Origin of the sequence: Pseudomonas fluorescens (assembly GCF_001307275.1) — a bacterium.
Classification (GTDB): Bacteria; Pseudomonadota; Gammaproteobacteria; order Pseudomonadales; family Pseudomonadaceae; genus Aquipseudomonas; species Aquipseudomonas fluorescens_AA.
In genome coordinates this window covers 261,601-275,050 of sequence record NZ_CP012831.1, presented here as the reverse complement: position 1 = coordinate 275,050, position 13,450 = coordinate 261,601, and the positions used below count along the sequence as shown (strand labels likewise).

The following is a 13,450-nucleotide window of genomic DNA, read 5'->3' as shown; positions in this document are numbered from 1 at the left end:
AGCGAGCTTGCTCGCGATGGCAGCTTGGCGGGCAACCCTGCTCATGCCGATTTCCCCAGCAGCATCTGGCGCATCGGCAGCAAGTCGCTGGGCAGGATGATCAGTGTCTGCCACGGCGCCACGCCGCTGAGGCGGCAGTACATCGCCAGCAGCGCCAGGGTCACGCCCAGGTAGGCGATTGACGACGCGGCGGCAGCGCCGACGATGCCGTAGAGGGGAATCAGGATCAGGTTCAGCGCCAGGTTCAACAGCGCGCCTACGCCCATCATCAGCGACACCGTGCCGGGTCGGTCCTTGCCCAGCAGATCCAGGCGCAGGATGCTCGCGTAGCACAGCCCGAACAGTCCCGGCAGCAACGCCAGCAAGGCCGGATAGGCCGGTTGATAGGCGATGCCGAACAAGGTGACGATCAGCCACTCGCCGATCAGCGCCATGGTCAGGCAGGCGCCAAGCATCACCGTCGCGGTCAGGCGCAAGGCCAAGGGGGTCAGGCGCTGCATGTCGCTGTCCTGTTGCAGCAGGCGTTTCATCAGTGGTGTGGTGACGGCTTCCGGCACGATCAGCAGCAGCTCGGCGGCGGCGCTGGCCATGGCGTAGTGCCCCAGGGCCGTGCTGCCCAGCAGGGCACCGATGAACAGGAAGTCCGAGCGCAGCAGCACTTGCTGGAACAGCAGGTCCGGATGGCTGCGGGCGCCGTAGCGCAACAGTTCGTTCTGACGGCTGCGATCCCAGCGCAGGGTGACCACATGATCGCGGCGCAACCACACCCAACCGGCCAGCACCACCAGGCTCAGGCCCGCCAGCCAACTGATCAGCGCCGCTTCCAGCGCCGTGTCTTTCCACATCCAGAACAACGCGATAAACAACAGCAGGGGCGCCAGGGATTCCAGCAGGCGCAAGGCATTGAAGGCGCCCACGCCACCGGAAGCGTTGTGCAGCGTCAGCAGGCCACTCTTGAGCACGGTCAGCGGCACGGCCAGCAACAGTAGCCAGGCGAGCAATCCCAGTTGCGTGGTGATGTCCAGTTCACCGCCGAACTCGCGCACCAGCGCCACCACCAGCAAGGTCAGCAGCCCGGCCAGCAGGCAACCGAATACCAGCACCTGGCTGAGTAACAAACCCATTGAACGCTGCTGCGCCGCCTGATAACCCACGGCGGAATTCAGGCCGCCGCTGGTGGCGGCGCTGATCAGGTCCGGCAGGGTGCTGAGCAAGGCAAACAGCCCCCGTTCGCTGGGCCCGAGAATCCGCGCCAGCAGCACATTGCGCAGCAGGCGCAGGCCGATCATCGCCAGGCGCGTGCCCATGCTCAGAGCCAGGTGCTTGAGGTAATGAGCACGGCTCATGGACGTGTCCCTCGGCGAATTCGCCAGGCCAGTAATTCGGGATGATGGGCATTGCGCTGGCTGACGCCGAAGCGTGGCAGGTTCAAGGGGTCGCCGTCGTTGCGATACAGCCCCGCCTCGGTGCCCAGGGCAAAGCTAAAGCCGTGGGCCGCCACCTGTTGGCGCACGCGGGCATCGTGATCGCCGTTGGGGTAGCAATACACCGGCAAGGGTTGCGCGCAGCCGTTTTCCAGGGCCGTCCAACTGCGCGTCAGTTCTTCGTGCAGGCGCTGGTCGTCCAGCCCGGTCAGAATCGCGTGGCTGGCACCATGGGGGCCGAAGCGGATCAGGCCGGAATCTTCGAGCATGCGCACCTGGGACCAGTCCAGGGCCTGGGGCTGGGAACCCTGCGGGCAGGCGTCGGTGAGTTCGCTCAAGGTCCGGGGATCGAGGCTCTTGAGGCTTTGCAGGTAATGCAGCAACGCCAGGCTGCGACGCTCGTCGTCGATGTCATCGAGCAGCACCGGCAACGGACGGCCGGCGTGCTGCAAGTGCTCGATCAACGAATGCCGGGCCACCTGGCCATGGCTGCCCCACAGGGTCTCGCCAATGCTTTCCCACCAGAAGTGCTGGCGGCTGCCGATGAAATCGGTGGACAGGAAAATACTCGCCGGTACCTGGTATTGGCGCAGCAGCGGAAAGGCATTCATGGCGTTGTCGCGCCAGCCGTCGTCGAAGGTCAGGGCCACCCGCGGACGGTTCGGGACGCTTTCAGGATCAGCCAGCAACAAACTCATCAGCGGCACACACTCGAAATGCCGTAGCAGCCAGATCAGCAAGTGTTCAAACGCGTCGGGCCCCACGCACAGCTCGTTGCGGTGGGGCAATTCGGCGGCGCGGTCGTTGTTCAGTACGCGATGCAGCATCAGGATCACGCCGGCACCGCGCAGGGGGTGGCGGCCCAGGGACGTGTTCAGGTACAGCCAGCCGCCGGTGCGCTTGAAGACTTGTTTGATCGACATCGGCTCTTCTCCTTAGCGATTCTGCTCGGGGTTCCATTGGCTGTAGCGATGACCCCGCAGGAACTGCCAGAGCCCGATGCTCATGCCCGCCAGCGTCACCAGCACGAACGCCGCCAGGCGAAAGGGCCGGGGCAAACGGTGGCCGGCATCCATCAAGCCGATCAGCGCCATGGCGTAGCCGAGCAACTGCGCCAGCAGGCTCAGGCGGTAGAACGGATGGTCGTTCCACAGCCAGGCATTGCTCAGCAACAGGGGCAGCAGCAACACCGGCGCCAGGCGGCGGATCAATTTGTGGCTGATCAGCCCGATGGCGTAGAGGCCATGACGCAGCGGGTTGAGCAGCTCCCGGCGTTGGGCCAGGCTCTGCAACCCGCCAACGGTGACTCGCTGGCGCCGGCGAAACTGCTTGTCGGCCTCGTCCACGCCCTGGTCGGTCACCCGGGCCCGTGGCACGTAGACGATGGACTTGCCGGCGGCCGGTGCGCAGGTGCTGAGGAAAAAGTCATCGTTGACCTGGGCCGGGATCGGCTGGAACAGCGCCCGACGCAAAGCCAGCAGGGCACCGTCGGCCGAGACCATGCAACCGGTGCGGCTCTCCACCCGCCGCAACCAGCCTTCGTAATGGCGATACAGGCTGTCGCCCAGGCTCAGGCCCTTGCCCGGCACCGGAATTTCCATATGCCCGGCGCAGGCGCCGACTTCCGGATCGCCCAGGGGCGCCAGCAGGTGGCCGAGGGTATCGGCGGCCCATTGGTTGTCGGCGTCGGTGAACACCAGGATTTCGCCGCGGCTGTGGACGACACCGGTATTGAGGGCGGCGGCCTTGCCCTGGCGCGGCAGGTCGAGCACGGTGATGCGCGGGTCGATCACTTTGCGTGCGCACACCACCGTATCGTCGGTGGAGCCGTCGCTGGCGAGGATGATTTGCAGCGAGTGCGCCTGGTAATCCTGAGCGAGCAAGGTGCGCAGCTTCTCCTCGATATGCCGGGCCTCGTTGTGGGCGGCAATGACGATGCTCACGTCCATCGGCAACGCCTTGCCATAGCGCCGCAGCGGAAACAGCGGCGCCAGCAGGCTCAGCATCAAGGGATAACCGAGGTAGGCGTACACCGGCAGTAGCAGGCACGACCAATAAATGAACTCAGCCACGGGCAGGTCTCCTGACGTTCCAATGACACAGGTTGAGCAGCAGGGCGGCGCCGGTCAGGTGCAGGCGCACCCCATGCAATGCCCACAATTGCAGGGTCAGGCGCGGGTCGCGCCGGCTCTGGCGCAGGCTCAGCAGCAGAGGCGGCAGCGCAGTGACCAGCAACAGCATCAGCGCCAGGTGCAACTGCCCCTGGAGCACCGCGAGCAGGGCCAACAGGTCCAGGCACCAAGCGCCGACGGACAGGGCCGGGAAGCGCAGCAGGCGCAGGCTCGGGCCATGGCTGCGCAGCAATTGCAGATGACTGCCCTGGCGCCACAACTCCTTGCTCATCCACTCGCGCCAACTGCCTTCGTAGCCCCAGTGCAGGGCCACGCTTTCGTTGACCAACAGCAATTGCGCGTCGGCCTGGCGCAGGCGCAGGGAAAAATCCTTGTCTTCGCCGGTACGCAGGGTTTCGTCGAAGCCGCCGACCCGTTCGAACCAACTGCGGCGCATCAACAGGTTGGCGCTGGGCAGCCACTGCACCCGATGCAAGAGGCGTGACCCCGGACGTTGACTGCGGCGCTGCCAGGCTTCGGCGAACCACGGTGCCTGCCGGGGCGTGTCCAGGTCCAGGCCCAGTACATCGCCCTGGTGGCCTTCAAGCTCCAGCAACAGCTTGAGCCAGTCGGCCGGCATCTCGATGTCGGCGTCGATGAACGCCAGCCAGTCGCCGCTGGCGAGGGCGGCGCCGCGATTGCGCAGGGCGCCGATGTGCACGCCCGGGACGATCAGCACCCGGGCGCCCAGCTCGTTGGCGATGCGCGGGCCGTGGTCGTCGGAGCCGTTGTCCACCACGATCAACTCGCACGCCAAGCCTGCCTGGCGGGCCGCTTCCCGGGCCGCCTGCAGGGTCCGGCCGATGTGTCGGGCCTCGTTGTACATCGGGATCACAATGCTGACGCCACTCATGGACGAGCCTCCTGTGGCGCGGCCTGTTCGGCGTCGTAGCGCAACACGCTGGTGAGGGCGAGCATGATCCACAGCAACTTGTGGTTCGGCGCACTGAGAAACATCAGGAACAGCCCCAGCGACAGGAAACTCATGCCCAGGTGCGTCAGCAGGTCCGCCTGCGCCCAGTCGCGGCGCTGCAACCAGAGCCGACGGGCGTGCAGCAGGTTGTACAGGCCAAGGCCAAGCATGCCGACGAACATCAGCCCGCCCGGCACGCCGATTTCGCTGAAGATTTCCAGGTAGGTGTTATGGGCGCGGCGATACAGGTCCCCCAGCTTGCGGTTGGCCGAGAACGCCTTGGCATAGCCGGTGGGCGCGTAGTGCAGGGGAAAGGTTCCGGGCCCTGACCCGAGTATCGGGTTCTCGCGGATCATCTGGCTGCCGACCAGGATGTACGAGGCACGGCGACCCAGGGATTCGTCCTTGTGGGCATTGACGCCGGCGCTGAGGATGCTCAACGACTGAATGCGTGCCACGTAGCCGGCGGGCATCACCGCGATCGCCAGGGGAATCAACAATGCCAGCCCGAGCATGGCGAAGCCCAGGTGCCGCGGACGGATGCGCGGCAGTTGTGCACGATAGTGGTACAAGCCGATCACCAGGCTGAGCAACAGCACCACCAGTCCGGAACGCGACTCGGTCTTGGTCATGCCACCGAGCAACAGGATGAAACCCCCGCTCCAGAACAATCGGTGCAACAGGTTCGGACTGCGCAGCACCAGCCACAAAGCCAGCGGTACGGTGAACGCAATCAACAGCGCAAAGACGTTGGGGTCTTCCAGCAGGCCCGAAGCACGGCCCTGATCCTGATATTTGGCCGAGAACATCGCGAGTACGCATGTGGTGGAGACGCTCACCGTCATCAGGCGGGCGAACAGGTCCAGGTTCAGTTCGCGACCGATCAGCAAGGTGATCACGAATAGGACGATCCCCACGGTCAGCTCCCGCAGATGGGTCAGGGACAGGTCCATGTTTTCCGAGAGCAACAGGCTCAGGCCATACAGCACCATGAAGCCGATCAGGGGCTTCCAGATGTTGCTGCGCAAACGTGTCGCGGGAATCTGGTGCAGGGCCAGTTGCAGCATCAGGATCAGGATCAGCGCCAGGCCAAAGAACTTGCTGCCGGAAAACGCGTTGTCCTTGAACAGGCCTTCGAATGGCACCAGCGCGGCAATACCCAGCAAACCCCAGCCGGGCTTGCGGTACAGCACGGCGACGCCGACCAGGCCGAGCACCGCGCCCGGGGCGAGGAACGGATAAGGGCTGGCCAGCAACGCCAGGCACACCAGGCCCAGCAGGCTGACGATCGAGAGTGGGACTATCATGAGCGAGCCTCCCGCGCCGTGCGGATGTAAAGCTGCGACCAGCGTTCGGCCAGCGTGCGCAGGTCGTAGCGATCCTGTTGGGTGCGGCGCGCGTTGTCGGCCAGGATCCGCGCCAGGGGCGGTTCGCTGAACAGCGTTTCGATCTGCGCCGCCAGGTCCGCACTGTCGGCCGGTGCCGCGAGCAGGCCGTTATGGCGGTCCTGCAACACGTCGGGAATGCCGCCGACACCGAACGCCACCACTGGCACGCCGGCCTGCATGGCTTCGAGCAGAATCATCGGGGTGCCTTCGGTGCGCGAGCTGATCACCAGCGCGTCGAGGCGACTCCACCAGGCATTCATGTCGGTCTGGTAGCCGGGCAATTCGATGCGCGTGGGCAGCCCGGCGTCGGTGATGCGCTTGAGCAGCGCCTGGCGTTCCGGGCCGTCGCCGAGCATCACCGCGTGCAGCGACGAATGCCGCTGGCACAGGGGGATCATGGCATCGAGGAACAGGTCCGGGCCTTTCTCGCTGCTCAAGCGGCCGACGTAGCCGACCCGCCAGCGTTGCTGGTCGGTGCGGTGGGCCAGTGGTGTGCTGGCCGCTGGCAGGCCGTTGGGGATTACATCGAGTTTTTCCGCCCGCACGCTGGCCCGGCGGTGCAGCGTGGCGATGCTTTCGGCCACGCAGACCACTCGCTTGACCGAGGCGGTGCGGCACAGTTGCAGGCTCAGCCAGGTGTAGAAACGCTGCTTGGGGCTGCGCGGCGTGAAGCCATGCTGGGTGATCACCAGCGGCAGGCGCAGCAGCGTGGCCGCCGACCAGCCGAACAACAGCCCCTTGAAGTTGTGGGTGTTGATCAGCGGTCGCTCGTCCCGGCGCTGGCGCAGGTGCTGCAACAGCTCGGCCCAACTGGCGCAGTGACGGCAATCGACCCCAGCCTGGCGAAAACGCGTGATCAAAGTCGGTGGCGCCGCCAGGAACAGCACCTCGTGCTGTCCGGGCGTTGCCAGGCAATGATCGAGCAGCATCCGCTCGGCCCCATAGAAGCCACCGCTGTCGAGCAGATGAATGATCGACAGGGGGCCGCTGTGGCGGGGCGGGTCGAACGGCGCGTTCAATTTCGCACCCAATGGACAAGGCTGGGCAGGCTCCAGTTGCGGTGCGGGTTGACCTGCTCGGGGGACTGTTCGTTGATCACCAGCAGCACCGGCACTTCCAATTGCCGGGTGATTTGCGCTGGGTGCTTGAAGCGGTGATCGAAGAACTCACGCACATAGACCAGGGCGATCGCCAGCAGCAGGCCGCTGAACATGCCGAAGACAATGATCAGCATCGGCTTGGGAAAGGCCGCCGCGGTCGGTTCGAACGGCGGGCTCAGGACCCGGGCGTTGGACAGGTCGTTGTCCAGCGAGCGCGCGGTGCTGGCTTCGGCGAAGCGCTGGGCGTAGGTGGAGAAGGCCGCATGCAAGGCGTTGATCTCGGTGTCCATCTGCCGCAGCTTGCTTTGGGTTTCCTGCAACTGATGGATGCGCTCCTTGAAGGCGGCGATGCGTTCGACTTTCTGATTGATCACCGAACTGACCACCGCCAGATCTGTGGTGCGTTCCTGGATCCGGTTGTTGACCACTTTCAGGAACTGCTGGCGCGTGCGGACGATCTGTTCCCGGGCCAGCAGCATCGGTTCGCTGCTGGGCTGGAAGATCGCCAGGTCATTCATGTAGCGGCTGACCTGGCTGGTCAGTTGCTCGCCCAGTTGTTTGATCTCCCGATCCTCGAAGGCGATGTTGTCCACGGTGGTGGTGAAGGTGAACGGGAAGGTGTAGTCGTTGAACCGGGAGCTGTTCGCCGCCGCCAGGCTGGTCTTGAGGTAATCGAGCCAGCGTTGGCTTTGCAGCAGGCGATCCTGGTACAGGTTCAGGGCCTGTTCTTCGGTGTTGATGGCGTTCAGGCGGAAGGTGATTTCTTCCTTGGGATCGGACGAGCCGATGTTTTCCAACAGCCCCAGCCGAGTACCTTCCAGGCCGTCGAGGCGGGTCTGGTATTGGGCTTTCTTCTGCTCATAGAAGGTCTGCGGCAGTTCGATCGATTGCAGGTCCTGGCGGCTGCTGAGGTAGTTTTGCAGCAGCTGTGCCACGAAGCGGGTGCCCTGGGCCGGGTCGCCGAAACTGTAGACGATGGAGATGACGTTGGAGCCGGGCAGGGTCTCGATCTTCAGGTTTTCGATGGCCTCGTCGGTCAGCGTATCGAGCACGGTGTCGCGCACCGGATCGACCTCCAGCCCCAGGCCGTCGCGCAGCGGGTTGATGACGTATTCGCGCAGGGGTTGGGTGACGTATTTCTTGAGCGGCTCGCTCACCCACTTGTTGAGAATACCTGGGCTTGGGGTGTAGTCGCCCTGGTCGCGCAGGGCACTGATGGTCTGCCGGATCAACGCCGGTGAGCGCAGGATATTGCTCTCGGTTTCCATGTCCGCCAGGGATGGCGGGATGAAGGTGGCGTTTTCCTGGTTCAGCGACGTGGTGGCGTCGCCCTGGGAGAGTTTTTTCGACTGGACGATCACCTGGGCGGTGATGTCGAAGCTCTGCTTGAGCATCAACGGCAGCACCAGGGCGATCACGGCGAAGATCAGGAAGACGCGCTTCACCCACTGCTTGTTGGCGAAGAAGATCCTGAAGAACTCATGCAAATAATTTTCCTTGGGATTCATGATCAATTACCTGCTGCAGAAGTGTCGGTACTGGATCTGCTGCTGTTGTCGCCTTTGCTATCGAGGCGGTAGCCCAAGCTGACGCCAACACCCTGGAACAGCACCACGTCGGCCAATTGCCGAGCCATTTCACCGGCTTTGGCCAGGCCGGTCTTGGGCACGTACAGCATGTCTTCCGGCTGCAAGTAGGCGATCTGCGAGGCGTCACCGCTCAGGGCTTTTTCCACGTCATAGTGGCGGGCTTCGACCTGGTTGCCGTTGCGCCGCATGATCACCACCGAATCGAGCCGGGCCTTGACGTTGGTGCCACGAGCCAGGGTCAGGGCCTCGAGGACCGAGATCGGCCGGCGGATCGGGTAGGAACCAGGCTGCGCCACCTCACCGAGGACATAGATCTCGTTGCCGGCGGTGGACTTGAGCAGCACGTCGACGGTCATGTGGCCTGGTAACTGGGCGTAGCGCTCGTTGAGGAAGGTTTCCAGTTGGGTCACGGTCATGCCTTGCAGTGGCACGGAACCGATTTCCGGGAAGCTTGCGTAACCATCCCGGCCCACGATGATCTCCCGGCTCATGCCTGTGGCCGGGTGGGTCAGGGTGTTGCGCAGGTTCGTCTCGCTGCTCAGCGGGCTGGTCACCATTACCGTCAATTGGTTGCGATTGGGCTGGAACAGCATCTTCTGGTCATAGGCGCGCTGGACCGCCAGGCGGGCTTCGTCGGTGGTCAGGCCGGCGACCTTCACCGAGGTGTTGGCCCCTGGCAGTTCGATGCTGCCGTCGGGCATCACCTGTTGCGTGCCGTTGAGCTGGCTGGCGGCGGTGAAGTTCAGCGCCACCTGGTCGCCCGCCTGCACCCGATAGGCCTGGGGCCCGGTGGTGCTGATGTGGAAGATCACATCCAGCACGTCCTGGGGCCGCAGGGTCTGTTCGACCTTGGGCATGTCGGTGGCCTGGGCGTTGGCCGGTGCAGCCGTGAGGATCTGCACCGGCATCGAGCGGGTATCGCTGGTACTGGAGCAACCGGCAAGCGGCAGCAACAGCAGGACAAGCATTCTGGCGTTCATCTCGTCATCCTTTTGCAGGCTTACAGGTTGTTGTAGAGCCACTTGGGCATGTAGTACTTGCGGCGGTTGAACACGCTGCCGACCACTTTCGCGCCCGCTTGGGACAGGCGCTGGCGGGCGGCCTGGGCCACTTCCCAGCGGGTGTCTTCACCGCGCACCACCAGCACCACGCCATCGACCTGGGTGCTGAGCACCAGCGTGTCGCTGGCCGAATACACCGCGTCGGCGTCGATCACCACAAAGCGGTACTGCGCCGCCAGTTGCTTGAACAGCGGGCGCAGGCGCTCGGGGCTCAGGCGCTCGGCATTGCGACCCAGGCGACCGTGGGGCAGCACGTCGAAGGGCAGGCTGGACGCCTGCACCACGCAGTCCTGCAACAGGGGTGGGGCGAGGCTGTTGAACAGCAGGTCGGTGAAACCGCGTTCCTTGTGCAACGCCAGTTGCTGGCTGAGGTTGCGCGGTGACTGGCTGGCATCCACCAGCAGGACGCGACCGTTGCTCATCTGCGCCAGCTGAGCGGCCAGTGCCATGGCGCTGGTGCTGGTGCCGGTACCGGTGTTGGCGGACGTCAAGAGCAGGGTCCGCAGGGAAGGGTCGAGCACGGTCGAGGTCAGGTTGGTCTCGCTCGGGCTGGCTATGGTCAGGATATTCGTTGAACCGTCCATTTAACTCGCTCCGTGGCCGCTGAAAACTTTGAAGGGGGTAAGCATCAGGATCTTCAAGTCCAGCCACAGGCTTTGTTCAGCGATATAGCTGAGGTCCAATTCCACGCGCTGGTCGAAGTCGATATTGCTGCGTCCGGAGATCTGCCACAGGCCGGTCATGCCGGGGTAGATGCTCAGGCGCACAAGATGGTTGTCCTTGTAGCGATAGGCGTTGAACGAGGTCGGCCGCGGGCCCACCAGGCGCATGTCGCCGGTCACTACGTTGATCAGGTTCGGCAGTTCGTCGAGGCTGCTGCGACGCAGGAACCGGCCGATGGGCGTGATGCGCGGGTCGTTGTCGATCTTGAAGTCGATGGCATCGGCGCCGTGTTTGTTGAGGTGGCGCAGCGACTCCTTGAGGGCTTCGGCGTCGGCGACCATGGTGCGGAACTTGTACATGCCGAACACCCGACCGCGATAGCCGGTGCGTTTCTGTATGAACAGCACCGGGCCCGGGCTGGAAAACTTGACCAGCAGTGCCAGGCCCAGCAACAGCGGGCAGAAGACCACCAGGATCGCCAGTGCGCCGAGGCCGGCCACCACCCGATTGGTACGCGAGACTGTCCAGGGCCGGCCGCCGTCGCGACCGGTCAACCAACCACGACCCTGGCGGTGGATGGCCGCGTCCAGGCGCCTGCGGTGGTCGGGATCGACACGCTTATCGCGTCCGGGGGCATTGATCGCAATGATTTGTTCATGTCGGGTCATAGACTCCTCCGCTGAGATTGGGCCGCAAGCGGCGCGTGGGCAGGCACTAGGTAATACTCGAGGAACCACTGGATGAAGCGGCCCAGGCCGTCGTCCAGTTCGATGCCCGGCTTGAAGCCGGTGGCCCGCGCCAGGTCGCTGGCGTCGGCGCAGGTGTTGAGCACATCGCCCGCTTGCAGGGGCAGCAGTTCGATGCGGGCGGTGCGGCCCAGGTGTTTTTCCAGCAGCGCGACATAGGTGCGCAGCACCACCGGGTGCTGCCCGCCGATGTTGTAGATCCGCCAGGGCGCGCGGCTGGTGGCCGGGCCCGGTTGTTCGTGATCCAGCAAGGGCGTGACCTGGGGCGCCTGTTCGATCAGGCGGGCAATGCTTTCGACGATGTCGTCGATGTAGGTGAAATCGCGCTGGTGCTCGCCGTGGTTGAACAGCTGCAGCACACGGTCTTCGGTGATGGCGCGGGCAAACTGGATCGGCGACATGTCCGGCCGGCCCCAAGGGCCGTACACCGTAAAGAACCGCAAGCCGGTGCAGGGAATACCGAACAGGTGGCTGTAGCTGTGGGCCATCAGTTCGTTGGATTTTTTGCTGGCCGCGTACAGCGACAGTGGATGATCGACATTGTCCTGCACCGAATAAGGCGTGCGCGGGTTGGCGCCGTATACCGAGCTTGAGGAGGCGTAGATCAGGTGCTTGACCGGATACCGGCGGCAGCTTTCCAGGATGTTCAGGAAACCGGTGATGTTGCTGTCGACATAGGCCTGCGGGTTTTCCAGGGAGTAGCGCACGCCGGCTTGGGCTGCGAGGTGAATCACCACGTCCGGGCGCCGGGCCTGGAACAATTCGTCGATGGCCGGTGCGTCGGCCAGGTCGAGCCGCGCCAAGGGGAAGGTGCCGACCTGGTCGTTCACCCAGGCCACGCGGTCGTGCTTGAGCTGCGGGTCGTAGTAGTCGTTGAAATTGTCCAGCCCGCACACCCGATGGCCGTCGCGCAGCAGCCGCAACACGACATGGGCGCCGATGAAACCGGCTGCGCCGGTGACCAGGATGTTCACGCCTGTGGCCCTGGTGCCGGGGTGCCGGGCACGGTGTGGCGCAGCCCGATACCGCGATACAGCAGCCCGGCGGCGGCCAGGTGTTCGGGGTTGTACAGGTTGCGGCCGTCGATGATCACCCGAGCGCGCAACTTGTTGGCCAGCAGGTCGAAATCCACCACGCGAAAGTTCTTCCACTCGGTGCAGATCACCAGGGCGTCGGCGTCTTCCAGGGTGTCATCGCGGGTCGCACAGAGGTTCAGGTCCTTGCGATAGCCGTAGAGGCGGCGGCATTCGGACATGGCTTCCGGGTCATAGGCCTGGACCCGGGCGCCTTCGCGCCACAGCGCTTCCATCAGGTAGCGGCTGGGAGCTTCGCGCATGTCATCGGTGTTGGGCTTGAACGCCAGGCCCCAGATGGCAATCGATTTGCCGGCCAGGCCATCCGGGAATTGCTTCGCCAGTTTCTCGAAGAGGATGTGCCGCTGGCTGTCGTTGACGTCGGTGACGCTGCGCAGCAGGCGCAGCGGCATGCCGCTTTGTTCGGCGGTGTGCAGCAGGGCCCGCAGGTCCTTGGGAAAGCACGAGCCGCCGAAACCGCAGCCGGGGTAGATGAAGTGATAACCGATGCGCGGGTCCGAGCCGATGCCCTTGCGCACCGCTTCTATGTCGGCGCCCAGCCGTTCGGTGAGATTGGCCAGTTCGTTCATGAAGCTGATGCGGGTGGCGAGCATGGCATTGGCGGCGTACTTGGTCAGTTCGGCGCTGCGGTTGTCCATGAACATCAGTTTTTCGTGGTTGCGGCAAAAGGGCGCGTAGAGCTCCGTCATCTGGTCACGGGCCACCGGGTCGGCGGTGCCGACGATGATCCGGTCCGGCCGCATGCAATCGGCCAGGGCGCTGCCTTCCTTGAGAAATTCGGGGTTGGACACCACGCGCACGTTCAGCTGTTTCAGGCCGCGCCGGGCCAACGCCTGGCGGGCGCATTCGGCCACCTTGTCGGCGGTGCCCACCGGCACCGTGGACTTGATGACCAGGGTGCGGTCGCTGTCCATGAAGTCGGCGATCTGCCGGGTGACGGCCAGCACATGGCTCAGGTCGGCCGAGCCGTCTTCATCGGCGGGGGTGCCGACGGCGATGAAAATCAGCTCGCCGTGATTGACCGCGTCGCTGGCCTGGGAACTGAACGACAGGCGTCCGGCCTTGATGTTGTCTTCGAGCAGATTGGACAACCCCGGTTCGCTGATGGTCGGTACGGCCTGTTGCAGTTGCCGGATCTTGTTCGGGTCGATGTCGATGCACAAAACACGGTGTCCGACGTCGGCCATTGCAGCCGCCTGGATCAACCCGACATACCCCGTACCAAATACGCTCACGTCCATTTTTGGCGCGCCTCGCAGACCGAATGATGTAACTCGGATGAAACTGTTTAGAGGGGTATA

At 64.3% G+C, this 13,450-nt stretch carries 12 protein-coding genes; all 12 read right to left on the bottom strand.

Going from position 1 to position 13,450, the window contains the following annotated elements; translation table 11 throughout:
* Positions 1-41: 41 nt before the first annotated feature.
* The 12 genes from AO356_RS01195 to AO356_RS01140 are packed head-to-tail and all read right to left on the bottom strand — an operon-like array spanning position 42 to position 13,390.
* Positions 42-1,346, bottom strand: coding sequence for a lipopolysaccharide biosynthesis protein (locus AO356_RS01195; protein WP_060738226.1), 1,305 nt, complete (start codon positions 1,344-1,346; stop codon positions 42-44).
* Positions 1,343-2,347, bottom strand: a complete 1,005-nt coding sequence (locus AO356_RS01190) for a polysaccharide deacetylase family protein (RefSeq protein ID WP_060738225.1) — start codon at positions 2,345-2,347, stop codon at positions 1,343-1,345. Before AO356_RS01190 ends, AO356_RS01195 begins: the two co-directional genes overlap by 4 nt.
* Before the next feature lie 12 nt (positions 2,348-2,359).
* Positions 2,360-3,496, bottom strand: coding sequence for a glycosyltransferase family 2 protein (locus tag AO356_RS01185; RefSeq protein ID WP_060738224.1), 1,137 nt, complete (start codon positions 3,494-3,496; stop codon positions 2,360-2,362).
* Positions 3,489-4,448, bottom strand: a complete 960-nt coding sequence (locus AO356_RS01180; protein WP_060738223.1) for a glycosyltransferase — start codon at positions 4,446-4,448, stop codon at positions 3,489-3,491. Before AO356_RS01180 ends, AO356_RS01185 begins: the two co-directional genes overlap by 8 nt.
* A complete protein-coding gene (locus tag AO356_RS01175; RefSeq protein WP_060738222.1) occupies positions 4,445-5,815 on the bottom strand; it encodes an O-antigen ligase family protein in 1,371 nt (456 codons plus the stop codon). The genes AO356_RS01180 and AO356_RS01175 overlap by 4 nt, the downstream gene beginning before the upstream one ends.
* Positions 5,812-6,915: a glycosyltransferase family 4 protein gene (locus AO356_RS01170; protein ID WP_060738221.1), complete on the bottom strand. Its 1,104-nt coding sequence runs from the start codon at positions 6,913-6,915 to the stop codon at positions 5,812-5,814. Before AO356_RS01170 ends, AO356_RS01175 begins: the two co-directional genes overlap by 4 nt.
* The gene (locus tag AO356_RS01165; RefSeq protein ID WP_060738220.1) at positions 6,912-8,504 is read right to left on the bottom strand and encodes a GumC family protein; all 1,593 of its coding nucleotides are present in this window, start codon (positions 8,502-8,504) and stop codon (positions 6,912-6,914) included. Before AO356_RS01165 ends, AO356_RS01170 begins: the two co-directional genes overlap by 4 nt.
* 2 nt (positions 8,505-8,506) lie before the next feature.
* Positions 8,507-9,565: a polysaccharide biosynthesis/export family protein gene (locus tag AO356_RS01160; protein ID WP_060738219.1), complete on the bottom strand. Its 1,059-nt coding sequence runs from the start codon at positions 9,563-9,565 to the stop codon at positions 8,507-8,509.
* Between the two features lie 20 nt (positions 9,566-9,585).
* Complete coding sequence (locus AO356_RS01155; RefSeq protein WP_060738218.1) at positions 9,586-10,230, bottom strand: CpsD/CapB family tyrosine-protein kinase; 645 nt, start codon at positions 10,228-10,230, stop codon at positions 9,586-9,588.
* Positions 10,231-10,977: a sugar transferase gene (locus tag AO356_RS01150; RefSeq protein WP_060738217.1), complete on the bottom strand. Its 747-nt coding sequence runs from the start codon at positions 10,975-10,977 to the stop codon at positions 10,231-10,233.
* A complete protein-coding gene (locus tag AO356_RS01145) occupies positions 10,974-12,029 on the bottom strand; it encodes an NAD-dependent epimerase (RefSeq protein WP_060738216.1) in 1,056 nt (351 codons plus the stop codon). The genes AO356_RS01150 and AO356_RS01145 overlap by 4 nt, the downstream gene beginning before the upstream one ends.
* Positions 12,026-13,390, bottom strand: coding sequence for a UDP-glucose dehydrogenase family protein (locus tag AO356_RS01140; protein ID WP_060738215.1), 1,365 nt, complete (start codon positions 13,388-13,390; stop codon positions 12,026-12,028). Before AO356_RS01140 ends, AO356_RS01145 begins: the two co-directional genes overlap by 4 nt.
* Positions 13,391-13,450 lie beyond the last annotated feature (60 nt).

Coding starts and splice junctions, on each gene's coding strand:
- AO356_RS01195 (WP_060738226.1), bottom strand. CDS start 1,346: ATGAGCCGTGCTCATTACCTCAAGCACCTGGCTCTGAGCATGGGCACG.
- AO356_RS01190 (WP_060738225.1), bottom strand. CDS start 2,347: ATGTCGATCAAACAAGTCTTCAAGCGCACCGGCGGCTGGCTGTACCTG.
- AO356_RS01180 (WP_060738223.1), bottom strand. CDS start 4,448: ATGAGTGGCGTCAGCATTGTGATCCCGATGTACAACGAGGCCCGACAC.
- AO356_RS01175 (WP_060738222.1), bottom strand. CDS start 5,815: ATGATAGTCCCACTCTCGATCGTCAGCCTGCTGGGCCTGGTGTGCCTG.
- AO356_RS01165 (WP_060738220.1), bottom strand. CDS start 8,504: ATGAATCCCAAGGAAAATTATTTGCATGAGTTCTTCAGGATCTTCTTC.
- AO356_RS01160 (WP_060738219.1), bottom strand. CDS start 9,565: ATGAACGCCAGAATGCTTGTCCTGCTGTTGCTGCCGCTTGCCGGTTGC.
- AO356_RS01155 (WP_060738218.1), bottom strand. CDS start 10,230: ATGGACGGTTCAACGAATATCCTGACCATAGCCAGCCCGAGCGAGACC.
- AO356_RS01150 (WP_060738217.1), bottom strand. CDS start 10,977: ATGACCCGACATGAACAAATCATTGCGATCAATGCCCCCGGACGCGAT.
- AO356_RS01140 (WP_060738215.1), bottom strand. CDS start 13,390: ATGGACGTGAGCGTATTTGGTACGGGGTATGTCGGGTTGATCCAGGCG.